The following is a 5,111-nucleotide window of genomic DNA, read 5'->3' as shown; positions in this document are numbered from 1 at the left end:
GTTTTTTTGAGATAAATGTAATTTTTTACTCATTTTCTATCAAGCAAATTCCGTAATAACCGATTGTGACAGTTAAGGGTGCGGAATGTGGGTTACAGCAGTGTCAGTGAATATTTCCGTGAGTTAGTGCGCCAAGACCAAAAGCGTCAAGCGGCTGAACGTTTGGAAACGATGCTTTTAGAAGGTCTAAATTCTGGGAATGCAACTGAGATGACTCCTGATGATTGGGAAGATATACGCCAAGTTGTGCGGGAAAGAATCGCCAAGCATAAAGGGTCAATTAGATAGAAGTAGTTTTTGATGATTTTAGTCACTCTTAAACTGCAAATATTCCAATAGTAGTAACCGCAAGTAATCTAACGTTCTAATGTAACTCTTTATCTGCTCATAATTGCCATTACTGCCAAAATAAAAACTCGCAATCTGAGGTATATTTAAAACTCGCATAGCTTGTAATTGCTCAATTGCCTGGTCTTGATTGACAATCTGACCTATGCTTTGAATTTGACTTGCATAACCTCTAAGATTTACTGTTAAAAGTTCCAGTTCTTCTAAAAAGGAAAACTCTTCATCTTCTGCTGGAAACTGAATAGAAATTTCTTGTCGTTCGCCACGTGTATTTTGATAAATATTAGTTAATTGTACTAATAATTGACTAATATTTCTCTTAACTAATTCTTGCTGATTTAAAATTGCTTTAGTCATCATTGACTCCATAAGTAACTATCTTTTCAATACCATATTGGTCAGGTCTGACAATCAGATATTCATTGCCTTTACGGTATACAGCTGAACTATCTCCACGATATCCAGTTTTCGGAACTCTAATCGCTCCTTTTTTATTAAAGTTATGAGCTTTGCGTAAATACCTTAATGGGTCGATTCCTTTTCTATTAGCATGGTCTAAGATACTCTGGGCAACACTGGTATAGGTAGCAGCATTCCACTCACTTATGTATTGTTGAATCTCTGCCGCCTCTGTAGAAGTATAGCCTTCTAATAGCTGTATCAAAAACTGATCAGAGATAGGTTCTTCCGACATATATCCCATTTAAAAATAAAAATACCCTTCCTCACTTGTAAGGAAGGGTAGTTTTGGTTTATGCCAAAACAGGGTAAGAGTTATTCTTAACTAAACTGTTCAATTATTCCGCCACCTAACACTTTCTCACCGTCATACCACACCGCCGCTTGTCCGGGGGTGATGCTGATTTGGGGTTCATCAAATACCAAACGCACACGGGAGTTTTCCAACGGAATCACTGTCACTGGTGTAGGTGTTGAACGATAGCGAATTTGCACTTGGGCATGAATTGGGGTGGATGGTTCAGCAATAGAAACCCAATTTACCCGATTTACTGTGCATTCTGGCTGAGTTACCTTAGTGCGATCGCCTACTACTACTTTATTATTTTCTGCATCTAATTCAATCACATACAACGGTTCGGCAGCCGCAATCCCCAAGCCTTTGCGCTGGCCAATAGTGTAGTGATGGACGCCATCATGCTGTCCCAAAATTTTGCCTGTGGTATCGACAATATCGCCTGTTTTGGGAGCTAAATATTTATCCAAAAATGCCCGCATGGAACCGTTACTTTCCACTAAGCATAAGTCTTGACTTTCTGGCTTATCAGCAGTTTTCAGTCCGTATTCATTCGCAATCCGGCGCGTATCAGTTTTTTCTAGTTCGCCTAGAGGAAATATCGTGGCTGCAAGTAAATCTTGAGACAAATCATAGAGAAAGTATGACTGGTCTTTGTTGCGGTCAATAGCCCTTAATAACTGGTAACGTCCAGTTGCCTCGTCATAGCTAATTCGGGCATAATGACCAGTGGCAATGCGATCGCATCCCAATTCTTCACGAGCATATTGCACCATTGGCCCAAACTTCACCGTTTTATTGCACTGCGAGCAAGGCAATGGCGTGATCCCAGCACTGTAACCAGTTACTAGGTAATCGACAATATGCGTCTGAAACAGATCCCGAATATCTACAATCTGATGGGGAACGCCCAGTTGTTCACAGAGATCAGCCGCGTCGATCATACCCTCAGAGCAACATTGACCTTTGCCTTTCATTAGCCAAAGAGTCAAACCAATCACTTCATACCCCTGATGGTGCAGGATAGCTGCGGCGGTGGAACTGTCAACGCCACCAGAAAGACCAACGACGACTTTTTTCATAAAAGCACGACAAGCTGCGTGGTTGTCCAATTGTAGCACACACTCTTTCATTGCCTTGCTACTAAAGCACTTCAGTTTTAAAGCAATTGAATTAGTGTAGGCGTAGCCCGTCGTAAATATCGCTACTCACTCTGTCATCATCTTTATCTAAAATTAGTGACAGATGTATTTTTTGCCACGCAGATGACTAATTTTACATTAACGCTATATAGTTGCTACAACGGTGAACTAATTAGTTCCTGATAGAAATTGCCTAAAAATACTTTGACTACTTTCTAACTATTATGTCGAGAGAAATACCCAGTCAATTTATCCCATTTCAACTGCTGCGTCGAAGTTCTGAGGGTTGGAAGCCCACAATCAGACTTCTCTCCTTGTTAGTGGGAGGATGGTTAGTGCTAATTCCCGACTCTACCCCAGCACAAGCACAAATCCACAACAATGTGCTACTAGCTCAACAAGCAGGTGAAACTTTACCGACACCACCAATTCCCTTTGGTCAACAGCCATCATCGCAGTTACAACCGACGGAACTAGTACAGGACAATCAATCTGAACTGAACTTTCAGCCCTCTCAACCATTACAGAACAATCAATTAGAGCAGAATTTTCAGCCACCCCAACCTGCACAGTTTAGTCAATATGGCCAGAACCTTGAGCGCTACTTAGTTTACGTTGATGGTAGTGATTTCCAGACACTACAAGCAATACGTCAGATTGAACCCAGTGCTTACATTCGCAATTACCAAGGACGGAGTGTAATTCAGTCAGGAGTTTTTAATAGGGTATCTAACGCCCAACAACGGGTAAATGAACTACAGTCACGAGGCATATATAACACTCGGATTATTAGCTTTACTAACGGACAGGAAATAGATGTAGGCAATAGAGGATCGTTAAGAGATCCAAGTAGTATAAATGCTGCTAATAGGTCAGTCTCTAGATATTATGTCGCCATTCCCACCACTCCAGAACAGTTACCTACGATCGCAGCACAAATTAGGCAGAATATAGCCCAATTTAGTCAAGGTTTAGGCCGATCTGGCGGAGTCTTCGAAAGGACGCAACCACGAGGGCCACACGTAGCAGTAGGGCCTTTCCCCGATCGATACCAAGCCGAAGAATGGAATAAGTATTTGCGAAATATCGGATACGCTAATGCTAGAGTTTACTACGGGAAGTAAGAAAGAGGGGATTGGGGACTGGGGACTGGGAATTGGGGAGTAAAATTAAACTCATAACTCAGCACGGGCTAAACGCCCCGCTACCGCTAACAGCACTCATGAAAGATAGGCAAGAACAAATTTCGCAAGTCGTAGTGACTGCTGGGCAGATGCGCGATGTTGAAAAGCGGATCTTTGCAGCAGGAATGTCTGTAGTTGCTTTGATGGAAAAGGTGGCAGGATTAATTGCCCGTCGCATTCCAGAGATTTTTTCAAACACCCTCTTTTTAAGGGGATCTCGTGTGGGAATTCTGGTCGGCCCCGGTCACAATGGTGGCGATGCTTTAGTCGTAGCCCGTGAATTACACTTTCGTGGGTGTGAGGTTTGGATTTATTCTCCTTTTTCTAAGCTCAAAGAATTAACTTCGCTGCACTTGCAATATGCTCAGAGTTTAGGCATTCCAATTTATCAAACAATTGAGCAATTGCCCGATTCTGATTTGTTGATTGATGGCTTGTTTGGGCTTGGTTTAGAAAGAAACTTGACTGATCCCATCGTCTCTGCAATTAATCAGCTAAATAAATTGTCTGTGCCGATTTATAGTATCGATTTACCTTCAGGTTTACACACCGATACAGGTGAAGTATTAGGAACTGCCATTCGCGCTACTCACACATTTTGCTTAGGTTTATGGAAACTAGCTTTCTTCCAAGATCAGGCGTTGGAATATCTCGGTAAAGCTGAGTTAATCGATTTTGATATTCCTTTAGCTGATGTAGAAGCTGTTCTACAAGATGCACCCAGAATTAAACGTATTACACCAGCAACAGCACTTGCTACTTTACCTTTACCCCGTCCAGCAGTTACTCACAAATATAAGCAAGGACATTTACTACTAATTTGTGGTTCGCGGCGCTATGCGGGTGGAGCAATTTTAACTGGTTTGGGGGCGCGGGCGAGTGGTGTGGGGATGCTTTCGATTGCCGTACCCGAATCCCTAAAATCTCTTTTGGTGTCACACTTGCCAGAAGCGCTAATTGTCGGTTGCCCAGAGACGGAAACTGGAGCGATTGCCCACCTACAACTACCAGAAAATACCGATCTGAGTTCCTTTAATGCGATCGCCTGTGGCCCCGGTTTAACACGAGATGCTACGCCCATTGTGCAAGAAGCGATTAAGAGAGATCGCCCTTTGCTTCTCGATGCCGATGGTTTAAATATCTTGGCACAGATGGGAGCGATCGCCACATTAAAAAAACGCCAAGCAGTAACCGTACTCACACCCCACACTGGCGAATTTGAGCGATTGTTTCCTGATGTTGCCGATGCTAAATATGACAGAGTGAAAGCAGTACAAGAAGCAGCCGCCCAAAGTGGGGCGATAGTGTTGTTAAAAGGGGCAAGAACTGCGATCGCTAACCCTCAAGGTGACGTTTGGATTGTTCCTGAAAGCACACCTGCCTTAGCTCGTGGCGGTAGCGGTGACGTGTTAACTGGGCTACTGGGCGGACTGTTAGCGCAAGCCGCAACTAAACAGATTTCCATAGAAGATATTGTCGCAACTGCCGCCTGGTGGCATTCCCAAGCAGGTATAATAGCCGCCCAAGAGCGTACTGAATTAGGTGTAGATGCGTTTACATTGACACAATATTTAATGAAGGCTTTAATTTAACGTGAGTTCGACGTTTAGAAAACGGCAGGAGGAAGTGCAGGTAAATCTTTTGGGTAAATATCAATCGACGGTTTTTTAGGCAAATAGGTGT

At 43.0% G+C, this 5,111-nt stretch carries 5 protein-coding genes and 1 pseudogene; 3 read left to right on the top strand and 3 right to left on the bottom strand.

The window, feature by feature from the left end:
- Window positions 1–87: 87 nt before the first annotated feature.
- Window positions 88–288 (top strand): ribbon-helix-helix domain-containing protein, encoded by a 201-nt coding sequence (locus V7L31_RS08840; protein ID WP_334695873.1) that lies wholly within the window; start codon window positions 88–90, stop codon window positions 286–288.
- Window positions 289–306: 18 nt separating this feature from the next.
- Here the strand turns inward: V7L31_RS08840 and V7L31_RS08835 are convergent, their stop codons facing one another.
- The 3 genes and pseudogenes from V7L31_RS08835 to mnmA form a co-directional block, all read right to left on the bottom strand.
- Window positions 307–705 carry a hypothetical protein gene (locus tag V7L31_RS08835; RefSeq protein ID WP_334695872.1) on the bottom strand — a complete coding sequence of 133 codons (399 nt, stop codon included), beginning with the start codon at window positions 703–705 and terminating at the stop codon, window positions 307–309.
- Window positions 698–1,012: a hypothetical protein gene (locus V7L31_RS08830; protein ID WP_334695871.1), complete on the bottom strand. Its 315-nt coding sequence runs from the start codon at window positions 1,010–1,012 to the stop codon at window positions 698–700. Before V7L31_RS08830 ends, V7L31_RS08835 begins: the two co-directional genes overlap by 8 nt.
- A 116-nt stretch (window positions 1,013–1,128) precedes the next feature.
- Window positions 1,129–2,196, bottom strand: a pseudogene (gene mnmA, locus V7L31_RS08825) (tRNA 2-thiouridine(34) synthase MnmA); the annotation flags it as partial.
- A 272-nt stretch (window positions 2,197–2,468) separates the two neighbouring features.
- On the opposite strand from mnmA, the gene V7L31_RS08820 reads away from it, so the two are divergent.
- Together V7L31_RS08820 and V7L31_RS08815 are read left to right on the top strand one after the other, a co-directional pair.
- Window positions 2,469–3,368, top strand: coding sequence for a hypothetical protein (locus tag V7L31_RS08820; protein ID WP_334695870.1), 900 nt, complete (start codon window positions 2,469–2,471; stop codon window positions 3,366–3,368).
- Window positions 3,369–3,466: 98 nt separating this feature from the next.
- Window positions 3,467–5,020: an NAD(P)H-hydrate dehydratase gene (locus tag V7L31_RS08815; RefSeq protein ID WP_334695869.1), complete on the top strand. Its 1,554-nt coding sequence runs from the start codon at window positions 3,467–3,469 to the stop codon at window positions 5,018–5,020.
- Window positions 5,021–5,111: the final 91 nt, after the last annotated feature.

Source organism: Nostoc sp. (assembly GCF_036916655.1).
Classification (GTDB): domain Bacteria; phylum Cyanobacteriota; class Cyanobacteriia; order Cyanobacteriales; family Nostocaceae; genus Nostoc.
The sequence above is the reverse complement of the archived record's forward strand: the minus strand, read 5'-3'. Positions and strand labels throughout refer to the sequence as shown.

What these genes read in the sequence shown, in the direction of transcription:
- V7L31_RS08815 (WP_334695869.1), top strand. Translation starts at nt 3,467, where the DNA reads ATGAAAGATAGGCAAGAACAAATTTCGCAAGTCGTAGTGACTGCTGGG.
- V7L31_RS08835 (WP_334695872.1), bottom strand. Translation starts at nt 705, where the DNA reads ATGACTAAAGCAATTTTAAATCAGCAAGAATTAGTTAAGAGAAATATT.
- V7L31_RS08820 (WP_334695870.1), top strand. Translation starts at nt 2,469, where the DNA reads ATGTCGAGAGAAATACCCAGTCAATTTATCCCATTTCAACTGCTGCGT.